This window comes from Marisediminicola sp. UYEF4 (genome assembly GCF_040546025.1).
In the GTDB taxonomy this organism is placed as follows: Bacteria; Actinomycetota; Actinomycetes; order Actinomycetales; family Microbacteriaceae; genus Marisediminicola.
In genome coordinates, this window is sequence record NZ_JBEPNA010000012.1 from 50,042 (window position 1) to 69,160 (window position 19,119).

The 19,119-nt window shown below is 67.7% G+C and carries 15 protein-coding genes; 4 read left to right on the forward strand and 11 right to left on the reverse strand.

Features of this window, described 5'->3' with window-relative positions; translation table 11 throughout:
* Positions 1-25: 25 nt before the first annotated feature.
* The 4 genes from ftsL to ABIB15_RS11325 form a co-directional block, all read right to left on the reverse strand.
* The gene (gene ftsL, locus ABIB15_RS11310) at positions 26-646 is read right to left on the reverse strand and encodes a cell division protein FtsL (RefSeq protein WP_354478435.1); all 621 of its coding nucleotides are present in this window, start codon (positions 644-646) and stop codon (positions 26-28) included.
* Complete coding sequence (gene rsmH / locus ABIB15_RS11315) at positions 643-1,596, reverse strand: 16S rRNA (cytosine(1402)-N(4))-methyltransferase RsmH (protein ID WP_354478437.1); 954 nt, start codon at positions 1,594-1,596, stop codon at positions 643-645. Before rsmH ends, ftsL begins: the two co-directional genes overlap by 4 nt.
* A gap of 101 nt (positions 1,597-1,697) precedes the next feature.
* Positions 1,698-2,129 carry a division/cell wall cluster transcriptional repressor MraZ gene (gene mraZ / locus ABIB15_RS11320; RefSeq protein ID WP_354478531.1) on the reverse strand — a complete coding sequence of 144 codons (432 nt, stop codon included), beginning with the start codon at positions 2,127-2,129 and terminating at the stop codon, positions 1,698-1,700.
* Between the two features lie 254 nt (positions 2,130-2,383).
* Positions 2,384-2,788 carry an SCO2097 family morphological protein gene (locus ABIB15_RS11325; RefSeq protein WP_354478439.1) on the reverse strand — a complete coding sequence of 135 codons (405 nt, stop codon included), beginning with the start codon at positions 2,786-2,788 and terminating at the stop codon, positions 2,384-2,386.
* A gap of 76 nt (positions 2,789-2,864) precedes the next feature.
* Between ABIB15_RS11325 and ABIB15_RS11330 the strand changes: the two genes are divergently transcribed.
* Positions 2,865-3,986 carry a polyprenyl synthetase family protein gene (locus tag ABIB15_RS11330; RefSeq protein ID WP_354478441.1) on the forward strand — a complete coding sequence of 374 codons (1,122 nt, stop codon included), beginning with the start codon at positions 2,865-2,867 and terminating at the stop codon, positions 3,984-3,986.
* A gap of 45 nt (positions 3,987-4,031) precedes the next feature.
* On the opposite strand, the gene ABIB15_RS11335 is transcribed toward ABIB15_RS11330, so the two are convergent.
* Positions 4,032-4,373, reverse strand: coding sequence for an Rv2175c family DNA-binding protein (locus tag ABIB15_RS11335; protein ID WP_354478444.1), 342 nt, complete (start codon positions 4,371-4,373; stop codon positions 4,032-4,034).
* 223 nt (positions 4,374-4,596) lie between these two features.
* Here ABIB15_RS11335 and ABIB15_RS11340 point away from each other — a divergent pair, with 223 nt between their 5' ends.
* The gene (locus ABIB15_RS11340) at positions 4,597-6,120 is read left to right on the forward strand and encodes a muramidase family protein (protein WP_354478447.1); all 1,524 of its coding nucleotides are present in this window, start codon (positions 4,597-4,599) and stop codon (positions 6,118-6,120) included.
* 59 nt (positions 6,121-6,179) lie between these two features.
* Positions 6,180-8,105 (forward strand): Stk1 family PASTA domain-containing Ser/Thr kinase, encoded by a 1,926-nt coding sequence (gene pknB / locus ABIB15_RS11345; RefSeq protein ID WP_354478450.1) that lies wholly within the window; start codon positions 6,180-6,182, stop codon positions 8,103-8,105.
* A 476-nt stretch (positions 8,106-8,581) separates the two neighbouring features.
* On the opposite strand, the gene ABIB15_RS11350 is transcribed toward pknB, so the two are convergent.
* From ABIB15_RS11350 to ABIB15_RS11360, 3 genes are all read right to left on the reverse strand, one after another.
* Positions 8,582-9,967: a class II 3-deoxy-7-phosphoheptulonate synthase gene (locus ABIB15_RS11350; RefSeq protein WP_354478453.1), complete on the reverse strand. Its 1,386-nt coding sequence runs from the start codon at positions 9,965-9,967 to the stop codon at positions 8,582-8,584.
* A 78-nt stretch (positions 9,968-10,045) separates the two neighbouring features.
* On the reverse strand, positions 10,046-10,735 hold the full coding sequence (locus ABIB15_RS11355; protein WP_354478454.1) for a lysophospholipid acyltransferase family protein: 690 nt from the start codon (positions 10,733-10,735) through the stop codon (positions 10,046-10,048).
* Positions 10,736-10,816: 81 nt separating this feature from the next.
* The gene (locus ABIB15_RS11360; protein WP_354478457.1) at positions 10,817-11,764 is read right to left on the reverse strand and encodes an ROK family glucokinase; all 948 of its coding nucleotides are present in this window, start codon (positions 11,762-11,764) and stop codon (positions 10,817-10,819) included.
* A gap of 168 nt (positions 11,765-11,932) precedes the next feature.
* Here ABIB15_RS11360 and ABIB15_RS11365 point away from each other — a divergent pair, with 168 nt between their 5' ends.
* A complete protein-coding gene (locus ABIB15_RS11365) occupies positions 11,933-13,759 on the forward strand; it encodes an AMP-dependent synthetase/ligase (RefSeq protein WP_354478460.1) in 1,827 nt (608 codons plus the stop codon).
* Between the two features lie 47 nt (positions 13,760-13,806).
* Here the strand turns inward: ABIB15_RS11365 and ABIB15_RS11370 are convergent, their stop codons facing one another.
* The 3 genes from ABIB15_RS11370 to ABIB15_RS11380 form a co-directional block, all read right to left on the reverse strand.
* Entirely contained in the window at positions 13,807-14,298 is a 492-nt protein-coding gene (locus ABIB15_RS11370) for a peptide deformylase (protein WP_354478463.1), read from the reverse strand.
* An 8-nt stretch (positions 14,299-14,306) separates the two neighbouring features.
* Positions 14,307-15,611, reverse strand: coding sequence for a MinD/ParA family ATP-binding protein (locus tag ABIB15_RS11375; protein ID WP_354478466.1), 1,305 nt, complete (start codon positions 15,609-15,611; stop codon positions 14,307-14,309).
* 80 nt (positions 15,612-15,691) lie between these two features.
* Positions 15,692-19,096, reverse strand: a complete 3,405-nt coding sequence (locus ABIB15_RS11380; RefSeq protein WP_354478469.1) for a pyruvate carboxylase — start codon at positions 19,094-19,096, stop codon at positions 15,692-15,694.
* Positions 19,097-19,119 lie beyond the last annotated feature (23 nt).

Genomic DNA, 19,119 nt, shown 5'->3' on the forward strand with positions numbered 1-19,119 from the left:
TTTGACGAAGCCAACCGTTGGTCGATCAGTGGGTGTTGGGCGATGGGATCGCCGCGGTCTGCTTCGACGGTACCGAGACGGGGGCGTCGGGCGCGCCAGGCGCGCCAGCAACGCTCGCCTCGACAGGTATGAGGTCGGGCGAGACGGGGGCGGCCTGACCGGCATCCCCCGACAGCGGGACCCCGTCGAGCAGGCGATTGGGGATCAGGGGGCTACCGTCCGGCGCCGTGCGCAGGGCCGAGGATGCGTCTGCTGCGGCCGGGGCGCCGAGCACAACCGAGTCGGCGAGGCGGAGGTAGGCGGTGCTGGTGCTCGCGACCATGCCCATTTGCTGAGCCTCGGCGGCGAGGTGCTGCGGCGCGCCGAGCACCTGAAGGGTCTCGACGAGCACCTGTTGGTCGCGCGCGAGTTCGCTGTGCTCGCGCTGCAGCGAGGAGATCTCGTAGGCCCCGTTGGAGGTCGCGATGGTGAGAAGCAGCTGAGCCGCGAGGATCGCGAAGAGGCCACCGACCGTCACGATCGCGGCGAGGAGCCGCGGGCGGGCGCGGCGCTGGCTCCGAGAGGCGACGATCTCGATGTGACGGTGTGTGTCGTCACGGCTGGGCCGGGGTGAGCGCGCGGGGCGCGCGATCGGGACTGCGCTCATGCTGCCCTCCTGATTCGGGTCGCGGCGCGGAGGCGTACCGGGGTGGCTCGGGGGTTCTCGGCCTTCTCGTCGTCGCTGGCCAGTTCGGCACCGCGCACGAGCAGCGAGAATTCCGGGCGGTGCTCCGGCAGCTCGATGGGAAGGCCGGCCGGGGCAGAGGAGGTGGACCGGGACGCGAAGGCGCGCTTGACAATGCGGTCCTCGAGCGACTGGTAGGCGAGCACCACGATGCGCCCGTCGATAGCGAGTGCTTCGAGCGCAGCGGGGATAGCCCGCTCGAGCACGGCGAGCTCCTGGTTCACCTCGATGCGCAGGGCCTGGAATACCCGCTTCGCCGGGTGACCCTTGCGCTGGATTGCGACGGGGGTCGCCGCAGTGATGATCTCCACGAGGTCGGCGGAGCGCACGAGGGGACGGATGGCGCGTCGCTCGACGATCTTCTGCGCGTATCGGGGGGCGAGCCGCTCCTCCCCGTAATCGCGGAAGATGCGTCGCAGGTCGGCCTCGCTGTACTCGGCGAGCACCCGCTCGGCCGTGAGCGCCGAAGTCGCGTCCATGCGCATATCGAGCGGCGCATCCTTCGAGTAGGAGAACCCGCGCTCGACCCTGTCGAGCTGGAGCGAGGAGACGCCGAGATCGAAGAGGACGCCGGTGGCCTCCGGGATGCCGAGCGAGTGGAGGGCATTGCCGATCTCGTCGTAGACCGTATGCACGAGGTGCACCCGCTCACCGAATGGGGCGAGGCGCCTGCCGGCGATCTCGAGCGCATCGGGGTCCCTGTCGAGCCCGACGAAGATGAGCTCCGGGAAACGGCGGAGGAATGCCTCGGCGTGCCCGGCCATGCCGAGAGTCGCGTCGACGAGCACGGCTCCAGGCGTCTCGAGAGCGGGAGCGAGCAGCTCAACCGTGCGGTCGAGCATGACGGGGGTGTGGATCTGGCTGTCGGTCATGGCATCGGGACCTGCCCCTTGATCCTGATTCCCCTCCGGTCCGACCTGCCACCGGGGAAGTGTGGCAGGGCTGACATCGGCTGGGAGTCAGAAACAAGGCGCTAGAAGAGTCCGGGGATCACCTCCTCCGTGGTGTCGGCGAAGCCGGCTTCCTGCTCGGCGTAGTAGGTCTCCCAGGCAGCCGTGTCCCAGATCTCGGCGCGGTTCCCCGCTCCGATGACGGTCACGTCACGGTCGAGTCCGGCGTAGGCGCGCAGCTGCGCGGGGATCGTGACGCGGTGCTGCTTGTCCGGCACTTCGGCGTTCGCGCCGGAGAGGAACAGTCGCAGGTAGTCGCGCCCCTGCTTGCTCGTGATGGGGGCCTGCCGGATGCGGTCGTGCATCTCCTCGAAGTCCTTGGTGGCGAAGACGTACAGGCACCGCTCCTGCCCGCGGGTCACGACGATGCCCGATTCGAGCTCGTCGCGAAACTTCGCGGGAAGGATGAGGCGGCCCTTCTCATCGAGGCGGGGTGCGTAAGTACCAAGAAACACACGCACTCACCCCCCTCGATCTCCGGCCCTGCCCAGGTTCCCCCACTTTACTCCACCTTCATCCACAAAACAACGAAATCTCCCCTTTCTGGGGTCATTTCGGCCCCACTCCCCCAGCAACGCTGGCAACCCGCAGGTGGAGGGAAAATGCTGGCAATCGACCGCGCATGGGGCGGGAGAGCGAAATTGGGCACAAAAAAAGAGCCAACCCGAGGGCTGGCTCTTTCGTGTGGTGGGGGTGGGGAGTGGAGGGGTTATCCCCTCTCGTCCCTCCCATCCTGGCGCTTGTCCCAGCGCTCGTTGATGCGGTCCATGAAACCGCCGCGGGCGGGACCCGCGGCTGACTTGGCAGACGCGCTGGCGCGCTCGTCGGCGCTCGGCTCCTCCGGAGGGCCGGATCGGCGCGGCGGCGAGATCGCCAGCAGGGCTCCGGCGAACATCACTATGAATCCCGCGACTCCGACGAGCGGCTGGGCGACGACGACTCCCGTGACGATGATCCCGACGCCGAGAATGGCGATCAGGATCCCGACGACGATCATCGTGTAATTCGGCTTGCCCCGTCGGGTTCCGACGGTGGCTACGAAATCGGCGTCATTGTGATAGAGATTTCGCTCCATCTCCTCGAGCATGCGTTGTTCGTGTTCTGACAGTGGCATCGTTTCTCCCCTCACGCTCGAGATCGACGCAATTAGGATTCAAGTCTATGTGCCCCCGGGTGGCTAGGCTAGGCGCGTGGCTGAGAGTACGCGGTTAGTTGACCTTGTCCAGGCTGACATCGATCGCTTTCTCGACGAACGCGAACCGATGCTCACGGGGATCGCCCCCGACCTGGCCCCCTTCATCGACTTCTCGCGCGAGTTCCTGCGCGGAGGCAAGCGGTTCAGAGCGCTGTTCTGCTACTGGGGCTGGCAGGCGACGAGCGGGCACGCTCCCGGCTTCGACCCGATGTCGAGCGAGACGGCCCCGAGCGACCTGGCGTCGGTCGTCCTCGCCGCGAGCGCGCTTGAGGTGTTCCACGCCGCCGCCCTCGTCCACGACGACATCATGGACAACTCGGACACCCGCCGCGGCCGCCCGTCCGCCCACAAGCGCTTCGAATCCATGCACGCGGAGGGGAACTGGATCGGCAGCGCATCAACCTTCGGGAGCTCCGCCGCGCTCCTGCTCGGCGACCTTCTCCTGAGTTGGAGCGACGAACTGTTCGAATCGGGGACGAGCTGCCTCCCGTCCCGGTCCGCCGCCATCGCGGCGCGGGCGGAATTCAACCGCATGCGCACCGACGTCACTGCAGGACAGTTCCTCGACATTCTCGACGAACGCGCCTGGCGGAGTTTCCCTGAACCCGACCTGCTCGGGCGAGCGCACCGAGTCATCGTCTACAAATCCGCGAAATACTCGATCGAGGCGCCGCTCGCGATCGGCGCCGCCCTCGCGGGCGCGAGCGCAGAGCAGATCAGCGCACTGCGCCACTTCGGACTTCCTCTCGGAATCGCGTACCAGCTACGCGATGACCTCCTGGGGGTGTTCGGCGACCCCGACATTACCGGCAAGCCAGCCGGCGACGACCTTCGCGAGGGCAAGCGCACGGTGCTCATCGCACTCGCACGCGCGGCCCTGCCGGCGAGCTCCCGCAGGACGCTCGACGAACTGCTCGGCGACGAAGACCTGAGCGAGCAGCAGGTACGCATGCTGCAAGCCTCGATCAGAGACAGCGGTGCGGTCGAGAAGGTCGAACGGATCATCGCCCACAACGTCACGCTCGCTCTGTCGGCGATCGCCGACGCACCGATCAGCACTGCCGCCCGCGCCCAGCTCGAGAGCCTCGCCGACACGGCCACCCGCCGGATCGCCTAACGGCGAGCCCCGGTCTCAGAGGGCGGGGAGCGAGAAGCCCGAGGGTTAGAAGGCGAGGGCCTGGGCGACCCTGCGAACCTCGGCCTTACGTCCGGCGCGCAGCGCCTCGATCGGGGACGTGCCGAGGCTGCCATCGATGCCCAGAAGCCAGCGCATGGCCTCGTCGTCGTCGAACCCGCTGTCGGCGAGTAGCACGAGAGTGCCCTTCAGCTCGCTGAGCGGCTCGCCGTCGCGGATGAACGACGCAGGCACCTTCAGTACGCCATCGACCCGGATAGCGAGAATGGCGCGGTCTTCGATGAGGCGGCGCACTCGACTCACCCCGATGCCGAGCAGCTCAACGAGGTCGGGAACGGTCAGCCAACGGGTTTCAGGAACAGTACTCACCGCTCAAGCCTGCCAGAGCGCGCGATCATGCGGGTACGACCCGAATGTTTCGGGCACATTAACCCAAACAACATCTGCAACTCTGATTGACTTGAATGTGCTTCTGTGTCAGCTTTGAGACGCTGTTTACCGTCAGGGCGGGTGTCGGGCAGCACAGCTATCGGGCTGGATCAAGCGGGATCGTTCGGCCGGGACACGGCCGCGAACACAATGGGGATCAGTAATGACCAACGCATCACAGAACGAGGCTTCGCGTCCATCGCGCAGGCAGCGCGGGCCGATCAAGGCCTCAATGATCAGGAAGGGCCTGTTCAACACGATTCCCATCGTGCTTGCCGGCTCGATGGCGATGAGCATGAACTTCCCTGCCCCCGCCGCATCCGTCGAGGCGAAGCGACCCGGCGGAGACCGCACCACCCCGAGCGAGCTGGGCAAGAACATCCGCGAGGCCCTCGCGGCCGCACACACCGCCTCCCTTGCGGAGGCCACGAGTGCCGGGGTCGTCACTACCGCCGCCGCACCGGCCAGTTACACGGTCGTCGCCGGCGACTCGATCAGCGGCATCGCGGGACGCTTCGGCATCGCGACAGCATCGGTGCTTGCGCTGAACGGCCTCGGCTGGAAGTCGGTCATCTTCCCCGGCCAGGTGATCAAGCTCACCGGCGCCACGGTGACTCCCATCAAGACACCAACAGCATCGACGGCGAACCCTGGCCGCTACAAGGTCGTCGCGGGCGACACCATCAGCAAGATCGCCGCGAAGCACGGCGTGAGCACCCAAGCGGTGCTCACCGCGAACGGCCTCGGCTGGTCGAGCCTCATCTACGCCGGCAGCACCCTCGCGATCCCGGGAGCATCCGCCCCCGCCGCCGTGAAAGAGGCGCCGATTGCACCAGTGGCTGCCGTGACGCCCGCCGCACCGACCCAGACTCCCGCTCCGCCGAAGTCGGGCACCCACGTCATCAAGGCCGGCGACACCATCGGCATGGTTGCAGCGAAGTACGGCGTGAGCACGCAGGCCATGCTGGCGGCGAACGGCCTCGGCTGGTCGAGCGTGATCTACCCCGGGCGCGTCCTGTCGATTCCGGGCAGCTCCGCTCCCACCGCCTTGGCAGAGGTGCCAATTGTTCCCGCGGTTTCGATCACCACGATCGCCGCAAACCCCGCCACGCACGTGATTGCGTCCGGCGAGACGCTCGCGAGCATCGCGAAGAAATACTCGGTAACCATCCAGGGCATCCTCAATGCGAACGGCCTCACCTGGTCCAGCATCATCTACGGGGGGCGCAGCCTCGTGATACCGGCACCGGCACCCGCACCCACCGGAACGCGGGTCACCCCGCTCGATGCGCCAATGACCGAGAACGCGGAGCTCATCATCGGCGTGGGCACGTCGCTCGGCGTGAGCGATTACGGCATCGTGATCGCCCTCGCCACCGCCATGCAGGAGTCGAGCCTGCGCAACCTCAATTACGGTGACCGCGACTCGCTCGGCCTCTTCCAGCAGCGCCCGAGCACCGGGTGGGGTACCCCAGCCCAGGTCACCGACCGGGTGCACTCCACGAAGCTCTTCTTCGGCGGCCCCACCGCTCCGAACCGCGGCATCACCCGCGGCCTGCTCGACATCCCCGGATGGCAGTCGATGACGGTCACCCAGGCGGCACAGGCGGTGCAGATCTCCGGGCACCCGGATGCCTACGCCAAGTGGGAAGTGTCGGCCTGGGCCTGGCTCGACCAACTCCGCTGAGACGCGACTTCGCGGTGTTTTGGCCGCTTGATCGGCCCCGTCGTGCCTAGACTCGATCAGTGACCACGAACAGCACCGACCCGATGATCGGCCGTCTGGTCGACGGCCGATACCAGGTGCGTTCGCGGATCGCGCGGGGCGGTATGGCCACGGTCTACCTCGCCACCGACCTCCGGCTCGAGCGCCGCGTGGCGATCAAGGTCATGCACGGCCACCTCGCCGACGACAGCCAGTACCGGGCCAGGTTCATCCAGGAGGCGCGGTCGGCGGCCCGCCTCGCGCATCCGAACGTCGTCAACGTCTACGACCAAGGGCAGGATGCCGACACCGCCTACCTCGTGATGGAGTACCTGCCGGGGATCACCCTGCGTGACCTGCTCGACGAGCACCACATTCTCACGACCGACCAGGCCTTCGACATCATGGAGGCGGTGCTGTCCGGGCTGGCGGCCGCCCACAAGAGCGGAATCGTGCACCGCGACCTCAAGCCAGAGAACGTGCTGCTCGCCGACGACGGGCGCATCAAAATCGGTGATTTCGGCCTCGCTCGCGCCGCAAGCGCGAACACTGCAACCGGCAACGCCCTGCTCGGCACGATCGCCTACCTCTCCCCCGAGCTCGTGACACGCGGCATCGCCGACACTCGCAGCGACATCTACGCGGTCGGCATCATGCTCTACGAGATGCTCGCCGGCGAGCAGCCGTTCAAGGGCGAGCAGGCCTTCCAGATCGCGCACCAGCACGCGAACGGCACCGTGCCGACTCCGAGTTCGACGAACCCCAACGTGCCTGCCGAGCTGGATGAACTCGTTCTGTGGGCGACCGCGCGTGACCCCGACCAGCGTCCGCGAGACGCGAAGACCATGCTCGACCAGCTTGTCGAGACGCAGGAGGGCCTGGCATCCGCGGCGCCAGCGACATCCGCCCAGCGCACGATTGTGCTGCCGTCGGCGATGGCCGAGAAGAGCGCAACCGGATCGAACGACAAGACGCAGGTGATCACGCCGCAGGGTCGCCACCGCACCGGGCCGGTCGTCGTGGACAACCAGAGCGCTCTGCAGGCCAAGGCCGGTCGGCGCAAGGCCAGGGGCTTCTGGCTCTTCGCCCTCGTGATACTGCTCGCATCCCTCGCGGGGGCGACGGGCTGGTACTTCAACGCCGGCCCGGGAGCCCTCGTGTCGGTACCCGAGGTCGCGGGGCAGGACCTCGCCACCGCGACCGCCGCCCTCACCGCCGCCGAGCTCGTTGTGGCGCAGGCGCCGGAGGAGGTCTTCGATCCCGTGGTGGCGGTCGGCACGGTCGTCGGCACCGACCCGGCGGTCGGTCAATCGGTCGCGATCCAGTCGACGGTCACGATCCTCACGTCGAAGGGTCCGCAGCCGCTGCCGTTCCCGGCCCTCGCCGGCGTGCCAGAATCTGACGCGCTCGCCCTCATCGAGGACTCCGGGTTTACCCCGGGAGACGTGCGCTACGAATTCAACGCCGACGTGGCCGACACCCTCGTGCTGCGCGCGATCGGAGCAGGCGATGCCGACATCACCGCGGCCCCGGAATACGGCGAACTGCAGCCGGTGGCGCTCGTGGTCTCACGCGGCGCAGTGCCGAATGTCTCTGGCACGACCGTCGAGGAGGCGAGGGCGACGCTCGAGGGAGTCGGATTGTCGGCCGAACGCGGCATCTTGGACTACAGCGACAGCGTTTCGAAGGACTCGGTCATCGCCGCAGTGCCCCGCTCCGAGGTCGTCGTGCCTGGCGACACCCTCGACCTCACCATCTCCCTCGGCCCGAAGCCGGTCCCGGTTCCGGATGTCGTCGGGCAGAGCTGGGCAGACGCGAAACAGGCACTGCTCGACGCCGGTTTCGAACTGGACTACAACAGGACGGCAGACATCGCCCCCGGCGCGTTCACGGTGACAAGCACCAACCCGGCGGCCGGAGCGAAGGTCACGAAGGGCTCCACAATCCGGGTGCAGCTGACCTTTTAGCATCCCACCCGGGAGGGACGTCGGTCAGGGATGCCGAGTCGCCCGCACACGTCGCCCCCACCGCCTCAGAAGCAACACAAGTCGGCAACTCGCGCCAATCCGGTCCGGTGTGCCCGCCAACTCATAGCGCTGCACGGCTCACCGCTCACGTCTAACCGCTCACCGCTCACCGCTCACCGCTAACGCAGGACATTGGGCGACGCACCGCGTCAGCGCGCCAGTCAGCCCGGCGTGGTGCAGAATCTCCTGCGTTACGTCTCGCCGCCCGCGTCCGCGCCGCCGGCCGCACCCTCAGCGCTGCAATCGACAATCCTGCGCGGCGCAGAATGGGCACTAACCACACACATCGGTCGGGCCCCGGGTCACTCGCGAACTGAGCTCCCCCAGCCGACAGGCCGCGAGCTGCCCACAAAGTGCCCCTCCACCGCGCGGGAGGCAACATAAGTGGGCGACTCGCGGCGATCGGGCGAGGGGCGTCAGCGCGCCACGTTCGCCGCGCCGAGCTCCTCGGCCACGAGGAACGCGAGTTCGAGCGACTGCATGTGGTTCAGGCGAGGGTCGCACAGCGATTCGTAGCGGGTGGCAAGGGTGGCCTCGTCGATTTGCTCGGAGCCGCCGAGGCACTCCGTCACGTCATCGCCCGTGAGCTCGATGTGAATACCGCCGGGGTGCGTTCCCGCGACCCGGTGCGACTCGAAGAAGCCCTTGACCTCGTCGACCACATCATCGAACCGCCGGGTCTTGTACCCGGTCGGCGTGGTCATGCCGTTGCCGTGCATCGGGTCGGAGACCCAGAGCGGGGTCGCGTCGAAGCTCTTGATCGCCTCGAGCAGCGGCGGCAGGGCATCCCGCACCTTGCCGGCACCCATCCTGGCGATGAAGGTCAGGCGGCCCGGCTCGCGGTCGGGGTCGAGCTTGTCGATGAGGCGTTCCATGTCGTCCGGGGAGGTCGACGGGCCGAGCTTCACACCGATCGGGTTGCGCACGCGGGAGAAGTAGTCGACGTGGGCGCCGTCGAGGTCGCGGGTGCGCTCGCCGATCCAGAGAAAGTGCGCCGACGTGTTCACGGGCTCTCCCGTGCGGGAGTCGATACGCGTCATCGGACGCTCGTAGTCCATCAGCAGGCCCTCGTGCGCGGTGAAGAACTCGACCCGCTTGAGCTCATCGAAGTCGGCCCCCGCCGCCTCCATGAACTTGATGGCGCGGTCGATGTCGCGGGCCATCAGCTCGTACCGGGCGTTCGCAGGGTTGCGGGCGAAGCCCTGGTTCCAACTGTGCACCTGGCGCAGGTCCGCGAAGCCGCCCTGCGTGAACGCGCGCACGAGATTCAGCGTCGATGCCGCCGTGTGGTAGCCCTTCACGAGTCGGCGCGGGTCGGCCTGTCGGGACTCCGGCGTGAAGTCGTAGCCGTTGACGATATCGCCGCGGTAGGCGGGAAGGGTCACGTCGCCGCGAGTCTCGTTGTTGCTTGACCGGGGCTTGGCGAACTGGCCGGCCATGCGGCCCATCTTGATGACCGGCGTGGATGCTCCGTAGGTCAGCACGACCGCCATCTGCAGGATCGTCTTGACCCGGTTGCGGATCTGCTCCGCCGTGGCACCCGCGAAGGTCTCGGCACAGTCGCCGCCCTGCAGCACGAACGCCTTGCCCGAAGCGGCGCTCGCGAGCCGGGCGCGGAGAATGTCGACCTCGCCGGCGAAGACGAGGGGAGGCAGGGTCGCGATTTCGGCGGATGCTGCGCCGACGGCGTCGGCGTCGGGCCATTCCGGCTGCTGCTTGATGGGAAGGGTCCGCCAGTAGTCGAGGCCGGCCACCACGGTGGGGTCAGGGAGAACGACTGTATCTTCGGTCGGATGAACCACGTGAATTCCTCATTGCTGCTGTGAACGCGAGGTGACTTACCCGCGAGAATGCCGGAGCACCCCGTCTACCTTATTCGCTCAGCGGGAGAGCGAGGCGCGCTTCTCCTTGACCGACGTCGCGTACACGTCGAGATACTCCTGGCCGCTCAGCCGCGACAGCTCGTACATGATCTCGTCGGTGATGGAACGCAGGATGAAGCGGTCGCCCTCCATACCGTGGAAGCGCGAGAAGTCGAGCGGCTCTCCGATGACCATGCCGATCCGGCGCACCTTAGGCAGTCGCTTGCCGATCGGCATGACCTTCTCGGTGTCGATCATCGCCACGGGGATGACGGGCACGTTGCCCTCGAGGATCATCCGCGCGACGCCCGTCCGGCCCCGGTACAGCTTGGCGTCGGGGCTTCTCGTGCCCTCGGGGTAGATGCCCAGCACTTCGCCCCGCTCGAGCACGCCGAGTCCGGTCTGAAGCGATGCCTCGGATGCCTTGCCTCCGGAGCGGTCGATGGGCAGCATCCCCGCCGACTTCATGAACGTCTTGGTGATCCAGCCCTTGACGCCTGTGCCGGTGTAGTAGTCGCTCTTCGCGAGGAAGCTCACCTGACGGTCGATGAGAAGCGGGAGGAACACCGAGTCGATGAACGACAGGTGGTTGCTCGCGAGGATGACACCGCCCGTCTTCGGGATGTGCTCGTGACCGGTGACCCACGGTCGGAACGCGGTGCGCAGGATCGGACCGACGATCAGGTTCTTCATGAACCAGTAGAACATTCGACCTGCCTTCGTTGGACCGTGCCAGCATAACCCGCGCCACGGGGCCGGGCGCCCCTCTGGCGCCCCACTCGCCCCGGCTCAGCGCAAGCCGAGGTGGACGCGCGCCAGGTCGGCCGCGCCGACGACGCCGGCATCGTTCACGAGTTCGGCGATCACGAACTCCGGTTCCGGGTGGTAGCCGCGGGCCGGAAGGTGCGCGAGGTACGCCTCGCGCACCGGGTCCAGAAGCAGGTCGCCGGCAACTGCCACTCCGCCGCCGAACACGAACAACTGCGGATCGAGCACAGCGCTGAGCGAGGCGCAGGCCTGGCCGAGCCAGTGCCCGAGCTCGCGCAGAGCAGCGAGTGCACCGGGATCGTTGTCGACAAGAAGAGCGCTGATGTCGTGACCGGTCAGCGTCCCCTTCTGATCGCGCGCGCGCGCGAGCGCCTGCCCGATCCCCCCGACGTCGGCGATGGCATTGGCCATGCGGAGCAGGGCGCGCCCGGAGCCATACTGCTCGATGCATCCCCGCGCCCCGCAACCGCAGGGCAGCCCATCCGGGACGACCCGCATGTGGCCGAGTTCCGCGCCGGCGCCGAAGCCTCCCCGGAACAACTGGTCGCGCGTGACGATGGCGCCGCCGACACCCGTTCCGATCGTCAGCATCGTCATGTCGCTGACCAGGCGACCCGCTCCGAAGCGGAACTCGGCCCACCCCGCTGCGTTGGCATCATTGTCGATCGTGATGTCGAGATCGAGGCGTTCGACGAGCCGGTCCCGCAACGGCTCGCCGCGCCACGGGATGTTGGGGGTGTAGTACACAATCGACTGCGCGGCGTCGATGAACCCCGGCGCGGCAACACCCGCGGCGCCGATGTCGCGACCGGCGGCGAGCGATTCGATCATGGCGACGACGGCGTCGACGATGGCATCGGAGTCCCCCGCCTCGGTCGCGACGCGCTCCTCCGCGACGATCTCGCCGAGTTCGGTCACCACGGCGCCCGCGATCTTCGTTCCGCCGATGTCAATCCCGATCGCGTCCACGCGCATCACCTCTCTTGAGCACTCCGGCTCGATTGCTGACCCTCCGCCTTGACCGGGGAGCGCCATCTCGAGTTTAGGGATGGGTGCGCCACGCACCGAGACAACTGGCGGAATAATGCATCCGGTAGACTTATCGTCACTTGCCCCGTCGGTGCCAAAGGAGTTGCCGTGAAGATCTATGACGTACCCGCCCTGGTTCCAGCAGACCCGGAAGCGAACGCGACAGACCTGCTCGTCGATCGTGTTCGTGAGACCCCCGAACTGCCCATCTTCGCGCTCCCCGCCCCCGGTGGCACCTGGACCGATGTGACTGCCGCGGAGTTCCACCGGCAGGTTGTCGCCCTCGCCAAGGGGCTTGTCGCATCCGGTGTGCAGCCGGGCGACAAGATCGGCCTGATGTGCAAGACCCGCTACGAGTGGACGCTGATCGACTTCGCGACCTGGTTCGCCGGCGCGCTGCTTGTCCCCGTCTACGAGACGTCGGCCCCGAGTCAGCTGCTGTGGTACCTGAGCGACTCCGGCGCCACCGGCATGATCACCGAGACCCCGGATCACTTCGCCCGGTTCGACGAGATCCGCGCCGACCTCCCTCTTGTCTCCCGCGTCTGGCAGATCGACCTCGGCGACCTCGACAAGCTCGTCGCCAAGGGCGTCGACGTGCCCGACGAGGAGATCGAGCGACGCCGGCAGATCGCGAAGGGGTCGGATGTCGCGACGCTGATCTACACCTCCGGAACCACCGGGCGGCCGAAGGGCTGCATCCTCACCCACTCGAACTTCGTCGAGCTCTGCCGCAACGCGCAGAAGGCGGTGCCCGAGGTTGTGCACCCCGGTTCCACCACGCTGCTGTTCATTACTACCGCGCACATCTTCGCGCGGTACATCTCGCTCCTCTGCGTGCATGGCGGGGTGAAGGTGGGCCACCAGCCCGACACCAAGCAGCTCCTCCCCTCGCTCGCTACCTTCAAGCCGACCTTCCTGCTCGCGGTCCCCCGCGTGTTCGAGAAGGTCTACAACTCCTCGGAGCAGAAGGCGGAGGCCGGTGGCAAGGGCAAGATCTTCCGCGCCGCTGCCGATGTCGCCGTTGCGCATTCGAAGGCGCTGGATGCCGGGAGCGTGCCGCTCGGGCTCAAGATCAAGTTCGCATTGTTCGACCGTCTTGTCTATTCGAAGATCCGCGCGGCGATGGGCGGCAACGTGAAGTACGCGGTCTCCGGATCCGCTCCTCTGGGGCTCCGTCTCGGGCACTTCTACCGCAGCCTCGGCATCACGATCCTCGAGGGCTATGGCCTCACCGAGACCACGGCTCCCGTGTCGATCAACCGCGTCGACGGGTTCAAGATCGGCAAGGTCGGACCGCCCCTTCCCGGCGTCTCCGTGCGCATCACCGACGACGGCGAAATCCAGGTCAAGGGCGTGAACATCTTCGCCGGGTACTGGAAGAACGACGAGGCGACCACCGGAGTCTTCGACGACGGCTGGTTCAAGACCGGCGACATCGGCGAGATCGACAAGGACGGCTACCTGCAGATAACCGGGCGCAAGAAGGAGATCATCGTGACGGCGGGTGGTAAGAACGTCGCCCCTGCCGCGCTCGAGGATCCGATCCGCGCGAACCCGATCATCAGCCAGGTCATCGTCGTCGGCGAACAGAAGCCGTTTATCGCCGCCCTCATCACCCTTGACGAGGAGATGCTTCCCGTCTGGCTGAAGAACAACGACGAGGACGGCGGCCAGGGAATTGCCGCGGCCGCACGAAATCCGAAGGTGCTCGCCGAGATCCAGCGTGCCGTCGACGCGGCGAACGCCAACGTCTCCCGCGCGGAGTCCATCCGCAAGTTCACGGTGCTCGAGCACGACCTCACCGAGGCGAGCGGCTACCTCACCCCGAAGCTCAGCATCAAGCGGGACCTCATCGTCAAGGACTACACGCCCGTGATCGAGGAGATGTACGCGGGACACCCCGCGACAGAGGGAACCTCACTGGTCGGCTGAGTCGCCGCCCGATCCGCACGCCAGACCAGATCCGCGAGCCAGCTGGGCTAGAACCAGTCTGATTCACGGATCTGGCGCATCGCCTCGCGCTTAGTCGGTTTGTCGAGGCCGTCGATGTAGAGCTTGCCGTCGAGGTGGTCGGCCTCGTGCTGCAGCGCCTGAGCCATGAGCCCCTCGCCCTCGAGCTCGATCGCGTTGCCGTCGAGGTCGATTCCCTCGACCCGTGCGAACGGATGGCGCAGCCGGGGAAAGAAAAACCCGGGCACCGACAGGCAGCCTTCCTCGACCAGTTCGGGCTCGCCGCGCAGCTCGACGACGACCGGATTGATGATGTAGCCGATCTCGCCGTCGACGTTGTAACTGAATGCCCGCAGGTTCACGCCGATCTGGCACGCGGCGACGCCAGCTCGTCCGGGCACCTTGACACTGTCGAGAAGATCATCGATCAGCCCGCGCAGGGCTCGGTCGCCGGGCTTCACCGGGTCGGACACCGTCTTGAGCACCGGATCGCCGAAGATCCGGATCTGTCGCTGCGCCATTCGCGCCGTCAGTCCGCGCGCACGTGGGGAAGGCCGTCAACGACGAGGGCGGCGAGCTCCCTCGCGGCGCTCTTGGTGAGGGGCTTGAGGTCCTTGTAGCTCACGACGGACCCGGCGGCGAGCTGCGGGTCGTACGGGATCCGCACGATCTCGCGAACGCGCGAGCGGAAATGCGCCTCAATCTCGTCGAGGTTCACGAGGTTTGTGCCCGGGGTCGCCGTGTTCAGCGCCACGACCGCGTTGCGGACGAGATCGCCGTACCCGTTCGCCTCGAGCCAGGTGAGGGTCTCCGACGCGAGCCTCGCCTCATCGACGCTGCCGCCGGAGACGATGACCACGGAGTCGGCGCGCTGCAGCGTCGCGCGCATGACCGAGTGCACGATTCCCGTGCCGCAATCGGTCAGCGCGATCGAGTAGAACCGGGCGCACAGGTCGGCAACGACGTTGTAGTCGTCCTCGTCGAAGGCCTCGGAGAGCAGCGGATCGGTGTCGGATGCGAGGACGTCCAGCCGCGTCTCGTCCCTCGAGACCAGATGGGTGAAGTCGCTGAAGCTCGAGACGGACGCCGCCTTGGTGACGACGTCGCGCACCGTCGACCTGGTCTGCTTGTTGACCCGTTCCGAGAGGGTCCCCCTGTCGGGGTTCGCGTCGATGGCGATGATGCGGTCCTCGCGCACGTCGGCCAGCGCCATGCCGAGCAGGGTCGTCACGGTCGTCTTGCCCACGCCGCCCTTGCGCGTGAGCACCGGCACAAATCTGGTTCCACCCTCGAACTCCTTGTGGATGCGCGCGTCGATCTCCTTGCGGTACCTGACGTCGGCCGAGTCTCCCAGGTTGAGCCTGCCAAAGGTCGCGGCGTGCACGAGCGAGGGCCAGCGACCCTCGGGCCGAACGCCTGCCTTGCGGCTCCCGCCGAGCAACCTCTCCGCCGTGAGCATCGCGGCCGGCTCGGGTCCGTTGGCGACATCGCCGCGCATCTGACCCCGTCGGGTGTAGACGCTCTCCGGCTCGCCGGCCTCGATCGCATCGGCGGGCTGCGCCAGGAGCGGCACAGACAACGTCGTCGCCGTGATCGCGACCTCGCCCGGATTCACGGCGACCTCGTCGATCGCCACCGCGCTCTCGTCCTCCGGCATCGAGTGGACGGGCGCGGGCAGCGACACGTCGATCGTCAGGGGCTCGGGCAGGCCGTCCGCGAGGTCCTGCCCACCATCGCCGAGTTCGCCGACGAGCTCGTCGTCCAGGCCCTGCTCATTCTCCGGCGTCTCGTCGAAGATGCGCCGCCCGTCGTCATGCTCGGTTCTGTCAGTCACTGCCCATCACCTTTCGAAAAAAACGGGACGTGTCAGTTTACCCGCGGCCCGCGGGGCGAGGGACTCGCCGACCGGGCCGATCAGGATGCCGTGATCTCGACCAGGAGATCGCCGACGTCGACCTGCTGCGTCGGCGGGATGGCGAGCCTCGTGACGACGCCGGAGACGGTCGCCGTGATCGCGGCCTCCATCTTCATCGCCTCGATCGACGCAACGCCCTGACCGGCCTCAACGACATCCCCCTCGGCGACCTGCAGCGTCACCACCCCGGAGAAGGGCGCCGCGACGTTCCCTGGCTTGGCGGGGTCTGCCTTCTCTGCCGCCTTCGTCTCGACCCGGATGCCGCGGTCACGAACGAAAACCGGGCGAAGCTGGCCATTGAGCGTCGTCATGACCGTGCGCATTCCCTTGTCGTCGGCGTCGCCGATGGCCTCGAGCCCGACGAACAGGCTGACGCCGCGGCTCATCTCGACGATGTGCTCCTGCCCCTGGCGGAGCCCGTACAGGTAGTCCGCCGTGTCGACCGATGACAGGTCGCCGTACTCCTCGCGGATCTGCTCGAACGCCTTCGCCGGCGCGGGGAACAGCAGGCGGTTGAGGGTCGCGCGACGGCCGGCGCTGTCACCGGCGAGCGTGTCGCGGTCCTCGCTGCTGATCTCGGTGATCCCGATCTTGACCGACCGGCCCGCGAGCACCTTGCTGCGGAATGGCTCCGGCCATCCGCCCGGCAGGTCGCCGAGTTCCCCGGCCATGAAGCCGATCACCGAGTCGGGGATGTCGTACTTGTCGGGATTCTGCTCGAAGTCGTCCGGGTCGGCCTTGGCGGCCGCGAGGGCGAGCGCGAGGTCACCGACGACCTTCGACGAGGGAGTCACCTTCGGCGGGCGCCCGAGCATCCGGTTCGCGGCGGCGTAGAGGTCCTCGATCTTCTCGAACTGGTCGGCGAGCCCGAGGGCGATCGCCTGCTGGCGCAGGTTCGACAGCTGGCCGCCGGGGATCTCGTGGCGGTAGACGCGGCCGGTCGGTCCGGCGAGGCCCGACTCGAACGGCTTGTAGACGTGGCGCACGGCCTCCCAATAGGGCTCGAGGTCGGAGACAGCGTCGAGCGACAGGCCCGTGTCCCGCTCGGTGTGCGCGAGGGCCGCGACGAGGGCGGATGCCGACGGCTGGCTCGTCGTGCCCGCCATCGGCGCACTCGCAACGTCCACGGCATCCGCCCCGGCACGGCTGGCCGCCAGGAGGGTGGCCAGCTGGCCGCCTGCGGTGTCATGCGTGTGCACATGCACTGGAAGGTCGAATCGCGCACGCAGCGCCGTGACGAGCTTCTCAGCGGCTCCGGCGCGCAACAGTCCGGCCATGTCCTTGATCGCGATGATGTGCGCCCCGGCCAGGGCGATCTGTTCGGCGAGGGCGAGGTAGTAGTCGAGGGTGTAGAGCTTCTCGGCCGGGTCGAGCAGGTCGCCGGTGTAGCAGACCGCGACCTCGGCGACCGCGTGCCCGGTCTCGAGCACCGACTCGATAGCCGGCCGCATCTGCGACACGTCGTTGAGCGCATCGAAGATGCGGAAGATGTCGACGCCGGTCGACGCGGCCTCCCGCACGAACGCGTCGGTCACCTCGGTCGGGTACGGGGTGTAGCCCACCGTGTTGCGTCCGCGGAGCAGCATCTGGATGGCGATGTTCGGCAGGGCCTCGCGCATCGAGCCGAGGCGCTCCCACGGGTCCTCGCCGAGGAAGCGGAGCGCGACGTCGTAGGTGGCGCCTCCCCACGCCTCGATCGAGAGCAGCCCGGGGGTGAGGCGGGCGACGTGCGGGATGACCGCGACGAGGTCGCGCGTGCGCACCCTCGTCGCGAGCAGGGACTGGTGCGCGTCTCGGAAGGTCGTGTCGGTCACCGCGAGTGCGGTCTGGGCGCGCAGCGCGGCGGCGAAGCCGGTCGGGCCGAGCTCGAGCAGGCGCTGCCGGGAGCCGGCGGGCGGCGCGACCGTGAGGTCGACCACCGGCAGCTTGAGGGCGGGGTTGATCGTGCCGGCGCCGTCGCCGTTGGGCTGGTTGACGGTGACGTCGGCGAGCCAGCTGAGGATCTTGGTTCCGCGGTCCTTGGACTGGTTCGAGGTGACCAGGCCCGGGCGCTCGTCGATGAAGGAGGTGCTGAGGTCGCCGGCGTTGAAGTCCGGGTCGTCGAGCACCGCCTGCAGGAAGGGGATGTTGGTCGCGACGCCGCGGATGCGGAACTCGGCCAGGCCGCGCCGGGCGCGGGCGATCGCCGCGGGGAAGTCGCGGCCGCGGCAGGTCATCTTCACGAGCATCGAGTCGAAGTGCGGGCTGATCTGAGTGCCCGGGTTGATGGTTCCACCGTCGAGGCGGATCCCGCCGCCGCCTGGCGAGCGGTAGGTCGTGAGCTTGCCGGTGTCCGGGCGGAATCCCGCGGTGGGGTCCTCGGTGGTGATCCGGCACTGCAGCGCAGCGCCGTGCAGGCGCAGGTTCTCCTGGCTCAGGCCGAGCTCGCGCAGGGACTGGCCGTACGCGATGCGCATCTGCGTCTGGACGAGGTCGACGTCGGTGACCTCCTCGGTAACGGTGTGCTCGACCTGGATGCGCGGGTTCATCTCGATGAAGACGTGCTGCCCCCTGCGCTCCCCCGCGGTGTCGAGGAGGAATTCGACCGTGCCGGCGTTGACGTACCCGATCGACTTCGCGAACGCGATCGCGTCCCGGTACATGGCCTGCCGGACATCCTCGTCGAGGTTCGGCGCCGGGGCGATCTCGACGACCTTCTGGTGTCGGCGCTGCACCGAGCAGTCGCGCTCGAACAGGTGCACCGTGTCGCCGGTCGAGTCGGCGAGGATCTGCACTTCGATGTGCCGCGGGCGGACGACCGCCTGCTCGAGGAACATCGTGGGGTCGCCGAATGCGCTGTCGGCCTCGCGCATGGCCTCCACGAGCGCGGCCTTCAGGTCGGCCTTCGCCTCGACCCTGCGCATCCCCCGTCCGCCGCCGCCGGCGACGGCCTTCGCGAAGATCGGGAAGCCGATGGCGTCGGCGCCGGCGAGGAGCTCATCGAGGTCGCGCGAGGCCGGGGTGGACTTCAGCACGGGAACACCGGCCGCGATCGCGTGCTCCTTCGCGGTGACCTTGTTGCCCGCCATCTCGAGCACCTTCTGGCCAGGGCCGATGAATGTGATGCCGGCGGCCGCGGCCGCCTCGGCGAGCTCCGGGTTCTCGGAAAGAAACCCGTAACCGGGGTAAATGGCGTCCGCACCGCACTCGATCGCGACACGCACGATCTCCGCCACATCGAGGTAGGCGCGAACGGGATGGCCTCGTTCACCTATCTGGTAGGCCTCGTCGGCCTTCAGCCGGTGCAGCGAGTTGCGATCCTCGTACGGGAACACCGCGACGGTCGCCGCGCCCAACTCGAATGCTGCACGGAAGGCGCGAATGGCGATTTCGCCACGGTTCGCTACCAGGATCTTTGTGAACATCAGGCCCCTTACAGATTCGTCCG